This window comes from Pedobacter endophyticus (assembly GCF_015679185.1).
GTDB lineage: Bacteria > Bacteroidota > Bacteroidia > Sphingobacteriales > Sphingobacteriaceae > Pedobacter > Pedobacter endophyticus.
This window is the reverse complement of sequence record NZ_CP064939.1, coordinates 1,117,752-1,131,808: the sequence shown is the minus strand read 5'-3', so window position 1 is coordinate 1,131,808 and position 14,057 is coordinate 1,117,752. Positions and strand designations below refer to the sequence as shown.

The 14,057-nt window shown below is 42.7% G+C and carries 18 protein-coding genes; 12 read left to right on the top strand and 6 right to left on the bottom strand.

Annotated elements, in window-relative coordinates; genetic code table 11:
• Positions 1-596: 596 nt before the first annotated feature.
• The 4 genes from IZT61_RS04500 to IZT61_RS04485 form a co-directional block, all read right to left on the bottom strand.
• Positions 597-833, bottom strand: coding sequence for a hypothetical protein (locus IZT61_RS04500; protein ID WP_196100001.1), 237 nt, complete (start codon positions 831-833; stop codon positions 597-599).
• 928 nt (positions 834-1,761) lie between these two features.
• On the bottom strand, positions 1,762-1,971 hold the full coding sequence (locus IZT61_RS04495) for a hypothetical protein (RefSeq protein ID WP_196100000.1): 210 nt from the start codon (positions 1,969-1,971) through the stop codon (positions 1,762-1,764).
• Between the two features lie 583 nt (positions 1,972-2,554).
• Complete coding sequence (locus tag IZT61_RS04490) at positions 2,555-2,779, bottom strand: hypothetical protein (RefSeq protein WP_196099999.1); 225 nt, start codon at positions 2,777-2,779, stop codon at positions 2,555-2,557.
• Positions 2,780-3,641: 862 nt separating this feature from the next.
• Positions 3,642-3,830 (bottom strand): hypothetical protein, encoded by a 189-nt coding sequence (locus IZT61_RS04485; RefSeq protein WP_196099998.1) that lies wholly within the window; start codon positions 3,828-3,830, stop codon positions 3,642-3,644.
• A gap of 257 nt (positions 3,831-4,087) precedes the next feature.
• Between IZT61_RS04485 and IZT61_RS04480 the strand changes: the two genes are divergently transcribed.
• The 12 genes from IZT61_RS04480 to IZT61_RS04425 all read left to right on the top strand — a co-directional run bounded on the left by IZT61_RS04480 (position 4,088) and on the right by IZT61_RS04425 (position 13,461).
• Positions 4,088-4,666: a UPF0758 domain-containing protein gene (locus tag IZT61_RS04480; RefSeq protein ID WP_196099997.1), complete on the top strand. Its 579-nt coding sequence runs from the start codon at positions 4,088-4,090 to the stop codon at positions 4,664-4,666.
• 1,145 nt (positions 4,667-5,811) lie between these two features.
• The gene (locus IZT61_RS04475; protein ID WP_196099996.1) at positions 5,812-6,219 is read left to right on the top strand and encodes a plasmid mobilization protein; all 408 of its coding nucleotides are present in this window, start codon (positions 5,812-5,814) and stop codon (positions 6,217-6,219) included.
• Positions 6,220-6,222: 3 nt separating this feature from the next.
• Entirely contained in the window at positions 6,223-7,422 is a 1,200-nt protein-coding gene (locus IZT61_RS04470; RefSeq protein ID WP_196099995.1) for a relaxase/mobilization nuclease domain-containing protein, read from the top strand.
• Positions 7,423-7,433: 11 nt separating this feature from the next.
• On the top strand, positions 7,434-8,069 hold the full coding sequence (locus IZT61_RS04465; RefSeq protein WP_196099994.1) for a ParA family protein: 636 nt from the start codon (positions 7,434-7,436) through the stop codon (positions 8,067-8,069).
• Complete coding sequence (locus tag IZT61_RS04460; RefSeq protein WP_196099993.1) at positions 8,066-8,446, top strand: hypothetical protein; 381 nt, start codon at positions 8,066-8,068, stop codon at positions 8,444-8,446. The genes IZT61_RS04465 and IZT61_RS04460 overlap by 4 nt, the downstream gene beginning before the upstream one ends.
• Positions 8,433-8,762 (top strand): hypothetical protein, encoded by a 330-nt coding sequence (locus tag IZT61_RS04455; protein WP_196099992.1) that lies wholly within the window; start codon positions 8,433-8,435, stop codon positions 8,760-8,762. Before IZT61_RS04460 ends, IZT61_RS04455 begins: the two co-directional genes overlap by 14 nt.
• 4 nt (positions 8,763-8,766) lie before the next feature.
• Positions 8,767-9,078 carry a DUF4134 family protein gene (locus tag IZT61_RS04450; RefSeq protein ID WP_196099991.1) on the top strand — a complete coding sequence of 104 codons (312 nt, stop codon included), beginning with the start codon at positions 8,767-8,769 and terminating at the stop codon, positions 9,076-9,078.
• Between the two features lie 63 nt (positions 9,079-9,141).
• Positions 9,142-9,423: a DUF4134 domain-containing protein gene (locus tag IZT61_RS04445; RefSeq protein WP_449582151.1), complete on the top strand. Its 282-nt coding sequence runs from the start codon at positions 9,142-9,144 to the stop codon at positions 9,421-9,423.
• Position 9,424: 1 nt separating this feature from the next.
• Complete coding sequence (locus tag IZT61_RS04440; protein ID WP_196099989.1) at positions 9,425-9,721, top strand: DUF4133 domain-containing protein; 297 nt, start codon at positions 9,425-9,427, stop codon at positions 9,719-9,721.
• Positions 9,722-9,875: 154 nt separating this feature from the next.
• Positions 9,876-12,137: a TraG family conjugative transposon ATPase gene (locus tag IZT61_RS04435; protein ID WP_230383846.1), complete on the top strand. Its 2,262-nt coding sequence runs from the start codon at positions 9,876-9,878 to the stop codon at positions 12,135-12,137.
• Between the two features lie 11 nt (positions 12,138-12,148).
• Entirely contained in the window at positions 12,149-12,811 is a 663-nt protein-coding gene (locus tag IZT61_RS04430; protein WP_196099987.1) for a hypothetical protein, read from the top strand.
• Entirely contained in the window at positions 12,808-13,461 is a 654-nt protein-coding gene (locus IZT61_RS04425; RefSeq protein ID WP_196099986.1) for a hypothetical protein, read from the top strand. Before IZT61_RS04430 ends, IZT61_RS04425 begins: the two co-directional genes overlap by 4 nt.
• Positions 13,462-13,488: 27 nt before the next feature.
• On the opposite strand, the gene IZT61_RS04420 is transcribed toward IZT61_RS04425, so the two are convergent.
• Positions 13,489-13,764, bottom strand: coding sequence for a hypothetical protein (locus IZT61_RS04420; RefSeq protein ID WP_196099985.1), 276 nt, complete (start codon positions 13,762-13,764; stop codon positions 13,489-13,491).
• 40 nt (positions 13,765-13,804) lie between these two features.
• Entirely contained in the window at positions 13,805-14,056 is a 252-nt protein-coding gene (locus IZT61_RS04415) for a hypothetical protein (protein ID WP_196099984.1), read from the bottom strand.
• Position 14,057: the final 1 nt, after the last annotated feature.

The window sequence follows — 14,057 nt, the reverse complement described above, 5'->3', positions numbered from 1 at the left end:
TTGCCGGTCATTTGATCCCAGTTTTCTAGGTCGTAGACCCTTGGCTGTTGGGACGTTCGCCCTTGAGGTTTTAGATAGCAAGAATGGTTATTATTATCTCCCCCTGGGAATGGTAAAGGCGCAATATTTAACGTTGTGCTAGAGTCTAAAGAGACCTATTATACGCTTTTGCATCCAACTATTTCCCATCAGAAGGACATTTAAAAAGAAAGGGACTGCCTCAGGGCGTCCCTTATCAACTAACCAAACTAATGTATCCCGGGCACCACTCCGGGACCGGGTTATTAACAGATGGGCATAGTAAATGTTTTTATTATTTTTAATCGATTTATTTATCCGGTAGGAAAATGACTGCTACAATCCCCTTTGCGCCTTTCATATTGGTTGGTCGTTTTGCAGCATTACTTGATACCATCAAGAGCTTGTTTGCGTTCATGTCCTGCGCTGCGCATTAAGGAGAGTTGAAGGTTCGGACCGAAACGAGATGAACTAGAAACATGTCACGATCCGGCTTGCCGCAATCTTGGCCAGCGCAGTTATATGGGGACAACGATTTATTTATTTATTTCCCCAGATGATAGTGATCGCGGAGTCATTTAGTCTAGTGCTGCATTCTGCATTCTTGAAAATGCTGACTGCACCACTTCATAATCATCAATCTTTCGTATAAGAACGCATTTAAGGGTGCGTGCTATAGAATCATTTTCAATGAAAACCACTACTTTACCATTTTTATATTTGGCTGATAATTCTAGTTCTAATTCATTGGCAATCGGTAAGAGAATTTGTTCGTAGGTCGCTTTCGGGACTTTAATTTTGTAAACGGGTGTCATTTCATAGGTCGTTTTATTTAAGAATAAACATAAATTTTTAAGTGTCGGTTTTGAAAATTGTATTTTTTCGCTTCCTAATGTCAGTTGATTAACCTTGGAGGTAAAACTGGTCGGACACTCCTTGAAAAATCATAAAAAACTTCGCTGACGGCAACCCGCAAATAAATAACAACAACTGAAGTGTTTGAAGCTATGAATGTAGACGGATTGCGGTTTTGGGACCGGGGCCATAAACGCGTGTCAGATGCTGCAAATTATGGCGTTCACGAATGGTATTATTTATGTAGCGAAGTGGGCACTTTCTTTTCTAAGCGGGGAAAAAGAATTTATCGGGGTAGGAAGGTAAATTAATATTTTTTTAAACGGGTGTTATTGACATTTTGGGCAATGAACATTTAGCGTTGGAAGACCTGATTTGGGGATTTGAGTAAAGTTGCAATGTTACCATAACAGGATATTACAAAACTTGTAAAATAGAATCACGTGCACTATCATGAACCTAAAATCCTGAGTTAGTTAATTGAGAAATTCAACCTCTGAAAGATAAAAGATTTGCGAATATTTGGGAGCTTAGTTTTTTTTATTTCCTCTGTTTGCAGCTATATATGCAACAAATAAGATTTTATTCAAGGTTTTGTGTATGAGTAGATCATTTGGTGATAAGATTGGGATATACTACATCACTTCAATGCAAGGTTTTTATGCTCAAAAGAAACCTCGTTGAGGTGATAGAATTGGATCCCCGCGGGTTGTCAGATAAAATTAAGCAAAAGCTGATCAGGGCCCTCGCCGATGTAAAGCGAGAACTAGTTATCTCAGGGACATTTGGCGAATTGTTTCAGTATCGCAATTCTTCAACTAAAAACGTTTCGTGAGCGAAAAGCAAACGCCTAATCGATAGGTAGCGCAACACTCGCAACCCGAAGGTCTACAGGGTGATGTTTTTGATTTCCGCCGCTAGCGAATGTAGAATCCTAATCGCTTTAAAAGCATCCTTTTCGGTGAAGGACCTTCCATTCGTACCATTTAATTTGTTCTTTAGGTAAGAAGCGGCCGAGGCATTGGTTGGGTACATTGCGATTGCGATCTTCGCTATGTTCAGCTTATCGCAGGTTAGTAAGAATTCCTTTACGCTCATCTGGTAATTTCATGATTTTGAATAAATGAAGCTATTAGTACAGCTGTCCTGTCAAACAAACGGAGCCCCACTGTAGGTGAGGCTCACGTTTCATCTAAATCGTCCCGTTGATTTAACATCGTAAAGATAGCCAACAGAAAATAAATTCTTCTGTATGAGTATCTCGTGAGGTAACCATTAAAAATTATACGGCATGTTCAAGTATGAATACCGTATATGCTGAATTAGCATTCTGATGATTAAGATCAGCAGGGTGGCAGGCAGACGATCCCTCTCGCCGGATTTACGGCGCATGATAAGGATTTAATGCTGTGTAAAATTACTGCTATAACCGTAAGGAGTATGTGCAGGCCAGATGCAGATGAGGGGGCTTGATTTTTTGTCCCTGCAAAATTCCATTTATTGATCCGAATGTTTTATTGCGCGATCTCGAGTCTTTAGTCTCTGCGCCTAAAAGCATTACCACCGAGTGCATCCTTTTAAAACCTTTTTCATGTACTCGACCAGATTTTCCTGCCTGAATGTTTAAGGAAAAGGCTGATGAGAATGTCTGATGTTAAGAATGCATTTTTATGTGTTGTTGTTACGGATAAATCACTTCAAAGCTGCCGTACATCGCCATTTCGGCGCTGTGGGAGATGACCAGTCTTAGTTTTAACTTTTCTATGACCTCCTTTGCTAAGCTGATGCTCTTGTTTAGGTCTTTAATTCCGCGTACCTCAATGCCCCGCGAGAGCATTTTGAATTTTGAAGGCTCAAATTTTTCAATGAATTTTTGGATATCGGTTGGTTTTTTGTTTGCTAACATATCTTGACTTTTAGTTTTAAACTGGAAAACAGGATTTTTGTTTGCCGCAGTTTTGCACACGGGTTTAATGGTTACCTGTTCATTGTCCCTAATCTTTTCTGAGTTGTATTTTCTCCTTTTGTATGGATCAGTCGGAACGGAACCTTTGAGGGCACTGGCATAACACCAGCGGTTTTCGCCTTTACTATCAGGCATAAGAAACCCGCTATAAAAAATTTTAGCTTTTGGAAACTTTCCATGTAAGGGTTGATGAACTGCTGCTTTTCTTCAGGATGACTAAGGTCTACCCAATCCTTGGGCAACAGCTCCCCATCTTTCTGTCGGTGACCGTTTCCCAGCGTTTATTGAAATATATTCGGTTATTGTCCTCATTCCCCACCAAGATAAGCAGCGCTGTTCCTTCTGCCCTGGTCCGGAAACGCTCTAAGCTCCCGGCAAGTTCGATAACTCTGCGCTCTATGCGCTCTTCGAGTTCTGAATTAAGTTCATGAAGTTGTTCCTAGTCTCTTCCAAAGTGGAGATAATAGTCTTTTACTGCTGTAGGTGTATGGAGCTAAGTGGTTGTTCTTATTTTTTTGACCTGCAATCTTGCCATAAAGTGCTGAGCATTATTTTATGTTTTGCAATAAAAATGATACCCCCCTATGATTGAGTAATATGCAAAAGCTTACGGTCAATATCGATCTAGGCCCCAGGCAGAACGGTGGTATTGTTTATTTTTGATGTTTTTTCGCTTTTGCTATGCCCAATACCATTAGCAGCGGGACAAGATAGATTCGGACTTTGTTTTCAGGCAGCTGAATCCAGCCGCAGTCATAGCACCTAGTCAGTCTCAGGCCTTCTTCCGTTTCCTAAATGCTGGTCATAAATCAAACTCAAATCCCTCATCCCGCAGTTTCCCGTTGCTGACCGGGTAGCCTTTTTCGTTGCATAATGGTTTTAAGATCTGGTAGTTGCGCATGATGATGCGGTTGGTCTGCCCGAAATGTTCGGGTTCTTCCCATTTGTCTTTTTTTTTCTTTTCCCTGCCTGCTGCGTTGGCACTGGTCACCGCAATAGATTTTGCCGGCCCTTCCCCCAAAACTTCTCCCGCATTTGCTGTACGCGCAGTATTTTTGTTCTTTTATCTGATTTCCCATGATTATTTAAGTTTTTGGCCTGTAAATCAAATCTATATACGACTTACAAGCGGTTAAATCCGATACCTAAAAATACAACCGACTAAATAAAACTCAAAATGCAAATTTGGAACTGTGATAGTTAAAGGGGCCTGGATAGGCCTTATGTCTAATTTTAGTTGTATCTGTTATGGAAAAAAGAACAATTGCAGGCGAAGCTTTTTCTTACGGCAAGAGAAGCTTCTTTTTGGATTTTATGGTTGCCCGTACTGGCAGCAATTATATCCAGATTACAAAGCGGGAGCTGGAGAATGATGGCTCGTTCACCACCAGAAGGCTGGCTGTTTTTATGGATGATTTTGAGTGGTTGATCTCCGGGTTTTCTTCCCTGCTCCATTCGGCGGCTCACGCCGGAGATAAAGCATGCAGTGTCCATGCCCTTTTCTCGCAACCGAAGCAGGAGAAAGGACAAAGCGGAATAGAAGGATGGGATCCTGCTTTGCGCCCAAGGGAAAGATTGGCTGAACTTGGCGCACAGGCGCTGGAAACAAAGGAGCTTATCGGATCGGGAAGTAGGGAAGCAAGCGCAGTGGAGTTAGCACAAAAGTTGCTTTGCAGCGCCGGTGGTGATCTGCAAAAGCTTTCCCTATTGAGCCTGTCCGAACTCTCTTCTTTTAAAGGTATGGGGACGGGAAAGTGCTGCGCGGTGCTTTCCGCCATTGAACTCTCGCGCAGAATTCATTCCCCTTTGCCAAAATTTGGCTTTTAAAAAGGCAAAACGCCACTGAATGTAATCAGCTCGGTGTAGGGTCGCTCTGGTGATTTTATGCTTATGAATGATTAAATTTTTTACAACAATTGCAGGCACTTTAGCTGAAGTGTCAAATCTCTAATTTTTTCCTTATGAATTTTGACCAACAAAACGATTGGTCTTTGACATTTGGGAATGATACATTATCCGGCCTAAAGCCGGAAATTCTGCGAAGCCTTGAGATAACGTCAACTTGGTGAAAGCGCACTGGCAGGCCTTATGGCCCGGATCGGGGGATCTGACGTGAGTAGTTCCGCATTTTATATAAATTTCTTACTGCCCCAGGGTTTGGCGGGATAAGTTTTGCAAGGGGCATTTTGCCCCTTTTTTGTTTTAACTTTTAATAACCGTTTTACTAAAGCTACAATTATGCCAGTGATGAGCAGGGATTTTATTACTTATATAAATATAGGTATATGAGAAGCCAGGGATTGCTTCAATAATTAATGGCAAGATTGTTCCTTACTATGTCGTTACACATTTAGATACTTATATATTTACATAGCACTATATCGGTGAGTGTTGATTTCTATATATGCAAATATGTTAATCAAGATCTATCTTTTTTAGTTGTATAGGTTTATTGATATATCTATATGCCTATATCTGCATGTGTCTCGTCCTGAAAAGTCTTTAGCGTTCGCAGCGGTTAATGCGATATGCTATTTACAATAGCTTGTTAGTCCTATTAGCATTTTACAGTGGTCGTGTATGAATATTGTGCTATGTAGATAAACCTAAAAATCTCGGCGCGGTCATATTCATCTTGAATATGCTAAGCTAGATAAGACGCTGACTTTAAAGGTACGGGAAATCCTGATAAATCCGACTACCTTGATAGACCACTTCAGCTAAAAAGATAACCCGAAAATTCCTCTGTTTTGCGAGCTGTTTCTACAGGCAAGCAAAAGGGAGGATTTTATGCTCTAGTTAACCTGAGGTTGATGTAGGGATGTTTTCGTTTTTGAGCCTGCAAGTTGTGTTTTTGTTGCTCAAAAACCCTTTAACTTGCCCGCTTTTTTTCGCCCAAAGGGGGCGAGCGGGATGAAAAAACGTCGCAACTAGTTTTTTCTTTTAGGGAGGATACCATTTAATCATTTGATATGACCGGGAAAAAGAATGGAAGACCTTTAAAGCTTGAGGGGAAACGAACAAAGTTCATAAAGGCCAGGGTCAGCGAAGCGGAATATGCCCTGCTCCGCTCGCTTTGGGTATCATTGGGATTGAAAGAGAGTGATTTTCTCCGCGTTAAGCTATTGAATTCATCTTCTTTATCGATTAAAGTAAATGCATCTGAGGTTATGAAAAGCCTCGATGACATTGGCGCTGAGATCGGAAGGTCTGGCAATAACATCAATCAGTTAGCCCGGCATGCCAACTTCCTAAATAAACGTGGGATGCTCTCTAATGATGTGATCGAGAAATTCAATGAGCTGTTTTCCGATTATATTTTCCTGTTCAGGGAAATGGAGAAATCAACGCGCGCGCTGCTCAGACTTTTAAAGGGATAAGGTATGATCGTAAAAATCCTCTGGAAGTCTAAAACATTTAGAGCGGTTAGGTACAATACCAATAAGGTAGAGAAAAATAAGGGAGAGCTTTTGAAAGTTTCCGGATTTGGTGCCCTTGAAGGACTATCGGAAGTAAAGCCTCAGGATTATATCAATTACTTGTCTTCAATAGCTGCCCGAAACCGTAGGGTAGTATATCCGCAGTTCCATGCTATGATATCTCCTAAGGGAAGATCCCTGGGCAAAGAAGAACTCGTTACCCTAGCGGAGCGTTGGCTAAAAGGGATGGGATATGGTGATCAACCCTATCTTCTTATTTTTCACAAGGATACCAGGAACAATCATATTCATATGGTATCTTCTAGAATTGACCATGAGGGAAAAAAGATTTCGGACAGCTATGAAAAGATCAGGGCCTATAAAGTGCTTAATAAGCTAATTGGCAAGGACGAGGAAATAAATGCTGAAAGTGTTTTGTCTAAAGCACTCCAATACCGCTTTTCTACACATGCGCAGTTTTTATTGATTCTAGAAAAGCATGGGTATGCCATTGCTCCAGTAGACGGGATTTATAAGATTTCAAAGTTTGGCCAGCAGCTTGGAAGCATTGCGTTATCAAGGATCGATGAGCATATTTCAATGGGGAATTCTTCTCAGGATCGGCGGTCGCAGTTGAAACAGATCTTTGAGAAATATAGACCGATCACTGATTCGAGGGTTTATCCCCTTAAGGAAAAGCTTGCGGGCGGGGGGGAGGGCAGGGTACTTGGCTATTCATCACTTCTTTGTGAGAAGCTTTCCAGCTCATTTGGTCTGCAGTTTGTATTCCATTTCAAAAATGACAAGCCTCCATATGGTTACACCATTCTGGACCATTCAGGAAAAAATGTTTTCAAAGGTAGCGAGATTATGTCGCTTGGCAAATTTATGGAAACTACTCCTAGTTTTCAGCTTGAGATGTTACCAGCTGAGGATTCGGAAGTCAAGACTAGTCATTGTGAAAATCGTTTCGCTCCAGATGAGAAGATGTTGCTATCTGCGCCGGCTGATGTAAATGCGGCTGACCTGATTAGCGAATCATCGGAAGGATTTTCTATAGCTGATTTATCTTTTGGATTTGATATCTCTGATGATATTGATGATGAGCAGATTCTAGGGCGAAACAGAAGGCGGCAGAAAAAGGCAAGAACAAATACACGTTAAAATTTACGCTTATGGTTATACTAATCGGAAACCAGAAGGGCGGTGCCGGTAAAAGCACGCTCTGTCTGTTATTGGCCTATTATCTCTCTATACTCAAAAAAAAGAAAGTTACAGTATTGGATATGGATTACCAGGCATCGATTTCCGGTAAATTTGAGAAGGCAAAGATCCTGGAGAATGATCCCATTTATGAAGTTATTCCTTCAGACCTTAAATATTTTCCGGCGCTTTTAGAGCTATTGAACCAAAACCGGGACGAGTTTGTGCTCATTGATCTTCCTGGTAAAATGGATGATGATCTATTGATTCCCATTATCAGCTCAGCGGAACTCATCATCTGCCCGTTTAATTATGATGAATTTTCGGTGGATAGTACAGTGATCTTTTCCTTGGTCTGCAGAGAGATTAACAGTTTCGCTCCGGTCGTATATGTGCCAAACAGGATCAAAACGACCGTAAAGTATGAAACCAGGGAAGAGGTGGACAGGGTACTATCCAGGTTTGGGAAAGTTTCACCCTGCATTTCTGATCGTATTGATTTTCAGCGGGTGGGAACTGTACATATCCCGGCGCCCTTGATACCGGTTTTTATGCCGGCAATGGAATTTGTCTACGAAAGCTTTATGAAGAAAGGTAAATCACCATGAGCGAAATTAAGTCTCTCGCAGATCAGCTCAAAACAAGGCTCGAAGAGCAGAAAGGCTTATCTCAAAAATCTCCCGGCACTAAGGCAGAAGGAAAGCCTGTCCGTAATGAACCGAAAGCAAAAACAGTGGCCGTGGACCCCAAGCGTCTTTCCGACTTCCTGTCCTCACTGCAGGAATTCAATATGGACGGGCAGGAGAAAATCCTGATTAGGATCGATAAGCGCACGATGAGCAAATTAAGGCAGCTAAAGAGCGCTTCTAATATTGATATGAGCAGGGTAATTGTTTTTTCCCTTGACCGCTTTCTAAAAAGCCATCCCTGGCTAAACGAATACATTTCTCAAACCCTAAAAAATATGACCCATGAGCTGGACTGATTTTTTGACCACAATCTTTACTGTTTATCTCCTTTACTATTTACTCAACTTATTCTTTGATCTGTTTTTATCTCCCAAGATTTCGACGGAGGAAAACTCTGAAGATGAGCATTTTTTTGCCGAGACCTTCAGCCCGGAGCTGATCACCCTGGAAGAGAAAACACAGGAAGCTGTCGCGGGTTCCGTGAAAGAGGAAAAGCCAGCAGTTGCTATCTCAAGCGGTCCGGTCTCTTCCACTGGAGGCATAGGCTTAAAGCAGCTGTTCTCGCTTGCCAAGGACAACCTCATTGAACATACCCGGGCAATACCGTATTAAATCTATGAGGGTTTTCTCTTTTGTTTTTAAAGCAGCAATAGCTGCTCACTTTTTGCTCTCTGCTTTTTCTGACAATGCCCAGCCCGGAATCTCAGAGTTCTATTCCGCATCGGCAGAGGTGAAGAGCTGGTATTTTTCGCTTTCTGACCTGGTACTGGTCATCGGCGCAATTGCAGGAATCCTCGGGGGCTTAAGGGTGTATGCCAACTGGCAGATGGGCAAGCACCACATCGACGCGCAGGTTATGGGCTGGTTCTTTTCCTGCCTGTTTTTATCGCTCATCAGCGTATTCCTGCGAGGTCTCTTCAGGCTGTAAAAATATTTTTCATTCCGTTTTAATCAATTTTATATGACAGTAAAAAATAAAAGACTTTTGTCATTGGCCACGCTAATAGGTTTGGCGCAGGCAGTCTCCGCCCAGACAGGCGGGGGAACAACGGGAATCAATGCAGCGACTTCTTCGCTGACGTCCTATATAGATCCTGTTTCTACGCTCACTCTTGCTATTGGTGCCGTGGTAGGTATTATCGGCGGGGTACGTGTGTACATCAAATGGAACTCCGGAGATCAGGACATCAATAAAGAAATTATGGGCTGGGGTGGCTCCTGTCTTTTTCTGGTTCTGGTATCGGTAGTAATCAAGGCATTTTTTGGCGTATAGCATGAAAATGTATCCAGTTTACAAGGGGCTGCAGAAGCCCCTTGTCTACCGCGGCTTCAAAGGAAAGTTTATTGCCTATGGCATATCTTCATTAGGCCTTGGGCTGGTCTTGGGAGGATTAACCGGTGCATTGGTGAATATGTATATCGGCGGCTTTGTCACCATTGTTTCAATAGCCGGCGGCCTCTTCTATACTCATTTCAAGCAGTCCTCCGGTCTTCATGATAAGAACAGGTCCAGGGGGATATTCATTCACGGTATTTATTTAAGGCGGGGTTATGGGAAAACAGGAATTTAAACTGCCTTATGCCGGAATTGAAGAAATAAGCGGACTTTCTATTCTGTACGGTGAGTCGGGCGATTTTTCGGTCATCATTTCCATCGAAAATCCCGTACTTATCTATTCTGCAGACCCCGACGACTATCAAGGCTTTCACCATCTGCTCTTAAATGTGATTAAAATTCTGGGAGAAGGGTATATCCTCCAGAAAAAGGATGTATTTGCCAGAAAAATATATCAGGCTAAAGCGCAAGCTGAGCCCCTGCAGCAGAAATATGATGAGCATTTCTCAGGGCGGGCATATATCGATCACGCTTGCTATCTGATTATTACCCGTCAGGTTAAACGGAGGGCAATGTATGTTTATGACAAGAAAGCGCTTTTGGATTTTGTATCAAATATTTTTAAAGTCTGTGAACTATTAGAAGGCGCATCGCTATCACCAAAATTATTCTCGCGCGCTGAGATAGAGCGCTATGTATCGCGGATGCTGGCCATGGATTTCTCCTCAGATCATTTTTCGCTAAACAACTTAAGGGCCGGGGATACTGAAATTGGTATTGGCGAGAAGGCGATCCGATGCATGAGCCTGGTCAATATTGACTCCATCGACATGCCCGAATCTATCGGGCCATATTTAACGACCAGCAACGGCAAAGGGCTTCAGGAATTTCCAATGGACAATCTTTCTTTTTTGTCCTCGGTTCCGGGGATTCATAGCCTTATCTATAACCAGTTAATTGAAATTCCCTCGCAGAGCCTGACCTTAAGCAAGCTGCAGCTAAAGCGAAAGCGGTATTCGGGCGTTCCGGATCCGGCCAATCAGATGTGTGTGGAAGATATCGATAAGCTCCTTATAGATGTGGCAAGGGAAAATCAGCTGCTGGTTAATGCCCATTATTCTTTACTGGTCTGCTGCGAACTTCAGCTTTTAGATACCAGCTGTAATTTTATTGAGGCTTCGCTATTTCAGCAGGGAATCATTCCCTCTAAAAATGCATACAATCAGATGGAGCTCTTCAGAAGCGCGTTGCCGGGTAATGCGGTGGGACTGAAAAAATACGACTGGTTTTTGACTACCGCGGACGCGGCGCTATGCCTGTTCTATAAAGAGCGGTTGATGAAGGATGAGCCTTCGGATTTCCTGATGCGCTTTACCGACAGAAGGGGAATTCCGGTAGGCGTGGACCTTGCGGATCTTCCGATGGATAGCGGAAGGATTACCAACCGATCCAAATTCGTTCTGGGCAGTTCAGGCACCGGGAAATCGTTTTTTATGAACAGTCTGCTCGAACAGTATATGCTCTATAACTACGATATCGTGATTGTTGATGTAGGACACTCTTATTCCGGGCTTTGCAATTACTTTGGCGGAAAGTATTATACTTACACCGAGGAACATCCGATTACAATGAATCCCTTTTTTATCTCTGAAGCAGAGTATAACATTGAAAAAAAGGATTTCCTGAAAACACTGATCGGCCTGCTTTTAAAAGGAGCAGATGGCACCGTTTCGCAGATTGAGGATACGGTTTTCTCAAATGTACTTTCGGCCTACTATTCAGATTTCTTTTTGGGGAAGGCCGATTTCGCGCTATGTTTTGATTCTTTCTATTATTATTCACTTGATAAGATCGCAGAGATCAAGGAGAACGAGAAGATCAGTTTCGATCTGGATGAGTACCGTTATGTACTTAAAAAATTCTCTTTCGGGGGAGAGTATGGCAGACTGCTCAACGAAAATGCTGATTTTTCTGATTTTACCCAGCGTTTTATCGTATATGAAATCGATTCGATTAAGGAAAACCGGGTATTATTTCCAATTGTAACCCTGGTGATTATGGATCTGGTCCTCCAGAAAATGAGGCACCGCACAGGGCAGCGGAAAGCAATGATTTTAGAGGAAGCATGGAAGGCAATTGCCTCTCCTTTAATGGCAAATTACATCCTCTACCTTTATAAAACGATGAGAAAATTCTGGGGCGAGCCTATTGTGGTGACTCAGGAACTCGGCGATATTATCGGAAATGCGGTCATCAAGGATTCCATTCTGGCCAGTTCCGATACCATCTGTCTGATGGACCAGTCAAAGTTCAGGGGGGATTATACCCAGGTAGCAAAACTTCTTTCCTTGAGTGAGGTGGAGCAGCGCAAGATTTTTACCATCAATGCCCTGGAAAATAAAGCCGGTAGGGGGAAATTCAAGGAAGTGTATATCAAGCGCGGAAGTACCGGTGAGGTCTATGGGGTAGAAGTATCGATGTTTCAATATCTGACCTTCACCACCGAAAAGCCCGAAAAGACTGCCGTTGAATCCTATGTCAAGCGATTTGGTTCTTATCCTGCAGGTCTTGAGGCATTCATCGCAGATATGAGATCCAGCGGGCTTTCGCTTGCTGAATTTGTCAAAAAAGTCAATTTATCCACCATTTAAACTTTGTTATCATGCCAAAAATATTCATCTATTTTTTATTTGGTCTGTTATCGTTATCTGCCTCTGCGCAGATCTATGTTGATCCAACAACAGCAGCGGCCACCGCTGCCCATGCCGGGGTCATCAGCAGCGGCCTGTCCCGAACCAGCGATAACCTGACCGTTGTGCAAAGGGCGCAGTTGGCGGTAACCGGGCAATTGGGAATCGTAAACGATCTACAGTCCACTATTTACAGGGGACTGTCTGAAGTTTCTGGCGTGATGAGGTCTCTGCTTTCGGTAAAAGACATTTATGAGATTTCCCAGGATATCGTCATCGATGTAAATAAAGCAGTAAATATCGCCTCAAGTGATCCTGTACTATTGCTGTTTGCCGAAGGTGGCGCCAGGGAATTTAAAGCACGGTCTATAAATCTTGCAGCCGAGGTTAGCTCTTTTGTATTAAAAGACGGAAGGGAGGCGCTGATGGATTCCGGGGAGAGGGCCAAACTGCTCAATAGGATCGTAACCGAACTGACCATCCTCCGAGGCGTGGCTTACGGGATGTACCGAACAATGTACTGGGCGAAACAGCGAGGTGTACTGAATTCCCTAAATCCGTACAGTGGGTATATCAATATCGATAAACGCATTGCGGACGATATCATCAGGAATGCGAAAATGCTCAAACAATGAAAAGGTTAATAGTTGTTGCTGTTTTGCTTTTATTCTCAGCTCAAAGCTATGCGCAATTGAATGTTGGACTCTTGCACCAGCTTGTTGGAGATAGCAAAACCGAACACGGAAAACAGTCGGACGCCAGAGACAGGCAGGCGGAATCTACTATTACTGAGGAGGCGAACAAGACCCTGATGATAAGACTAAAGGATAAATACAGGGATTTTCAGTCGAGGTTCAGGACCCTTGGGCTGGCAATTGATGCAGCGCAGATCGGTCTTGAGGCTTATCCACTAATCAGTGATATTGCCAAGAGCCAGGGAATAATTTATGATTTATGCATGGATGATCCCGCTCTTTCTATTCTGGCCATACAGGCAGAGATGGACATGGGGAATAGAGCTTATGCGTTGCTGAATTTTCTATATGGACTCACCCTATCAATGCAAGACATCAACCAGATGAAGCAAAGCGACCGGAAAATGCTTTTTTCCCATGTGCTCACTGAGCTCCGCCTGATATCAGGAGCTTCCAGGGGACTTGCAGTAAGCCTTCAATATTCTTCCAGAAAAAAGGTCTTGAAGGGCCTGAACCCTTTTTCAGGATTTATCAATACCGATAAAAAATTGGTAGATGAGGTTCTGGGCAGATTAAAAAGTTTGAAATAGATTCTCAGGCAAAGGTTGGAAACAAATTTAGGCTCGTATTTTTTTTGCCTTAATCTTCTGGATCTTTTTAAGGCGTAATTTATGTGCCTTTTTTACAGATGAAAGATTTTTTTTAATTTTTGCCAGTGAATGCTGACTAACGCGGCCAGATTTTCTTAACCGTTTCTTACGCTTTTGGGTGGCCATTTTATGGCATTTGCGCGCTCCCCCTCTTCTATATTCACTGCGGACACCGGAAGCAATCGGTTTTTCTCCGTTTGCCTCTGGGATAGTATCTTCTATTTCGTCCGGATTGATAATCATTTCTTGAGTTTTAAATTAGTGCGTTATATCAGAATGGAAATTACCTGCTCATGAAATATGCAGCAAGAGCTAGTGCAATTAGAAAAATAATCCATTTAATAAGACGTGAGCCAGTAGTAGCCATTGGCTTGTCGTTTTCATCCTTGGAAGGGAATACTTTAGACTCGCAAACAATTGGTGCATAATGTTCATCGCCTTCGTAATGCCTATATTCGCTTCTTACACCCGAAGCAATTGGTTTTTCTCTGGTACTGGTAGAAGTTTCGTCTTGATTATTTTCCTCAGCGCTCATT